The sequence below is a fragment of the Bacillus sp. JJ634 genome (assembly GCF_036962285.1).
Lineage (GTDB): Bacteria > Bacillota > Bacilli > Bacillales > DSM-1321 > Peribacillus > Peribacillus asahii_A.
On record NZ_JBALMU010000068.1, the window covers coordinates 45638 to 46623 of the forward strand.

1 protein-coding gene and 1 pseudogene are annotated in these 986 nt (G+C 37.7%); one reads left to right on the plus strand and one right to left on the minus strand.

What is annotated here, in order from left to right:
- A pseudogene (locus V7068_RS11860) lies at positions 1-411 on the minus strand (IS66 family transposase); the annotation flags it as partial.
- 81 nt (positions 412-492) lie between these two features.
- Between V7068_RS11860 and V7068_RS11865 the strand changes: the two are divergent.
- Positions 493-852, plus strand: a complete 360-nt coding sequence (locus tag V7068_RS11865) for a hypothetical protein (RefSeq protein ID WP_499712970.1) — start codon at positions 493-495, stop codon at positions 850-852.
- The last annotated feature ends 134 nt before the right edge of the window (positions 853-986 follow it).

Genomic DNA, 986 nt, shown 5'->3' on the forward strand with positions numbered 1-986 from the left:
TAATGATAGGGACTCAAATCGTTCTGTAGAGTCGACATGTTTTAGCTTTCTTTCGATAGAATAGAGTTGATTACAGAAATACAACCCTTCGCTCGCCTTCACCTTTTTTCCCTGCTGTGAATCAGGTAAAGCCTTTAAGGCTTCATCAAACTTACGTCTGGCATGCGCCCAACATCCCACAAGGGTGACATCCGGTACTTGATTGTAACCACTATATCCATCCACTTGTAAATAACCTTGATAACCCGTTAAAAAACGTTTCGGGTGTTCGCCTGCTCTTGTTGGTTGATAGTCATAGAGAACAATGGGGATATCATCTCGCCCTGTGCGATATAACCACAGATAGGACTTGGTAGATGCGGCACGACCAGGTTCACGTAAGACTTGGAAGGTTGTTTCATTTTGTTGTATGGCTCTCTAGATTCAAAGATTGTCAAAGAAAATCGGGAGCGGCTGAACGTTCGCGTTTCAGAGTGTGCTTTGGATGTTCACATGGATAAAACTACGCCGGAAATTATGAAATTATCGACCTTTGAGCTGTTATATTTACTTAAAGTCATAAGAAAAGAGCGAAGAGACATGTATCGGCATATGAATAGCTTTTATAAAGCGGGTGAACAGGAAAGTACCGATGAATTTAAGGAGTATGAAAGGATAGCTGGCCAAAACTATATGTATTACACCAAAAAGGTGTTTGTAGTGGAAAATATTATTCATACACGGCTTGGATATGTACTCACTCAGATTACAGAAAAATATTTAGTGGAGTACCTGGAAAATATCAAAAATGATAAAACGGCTCCAATGACTATTAGGACAAAACGAAGAAAAAAAGGAAATAAAAGAGCATAATCAATACAATTTGAATTGAACTCCGAATAGTAAACACGTTTTAAAAAAAGTGAACCTATTCGGGGTTCAGTTCAAATCTTCAATATGTGATGTAGATTTATCAATTTGTTCATTACATGTTATTTATTAACTAG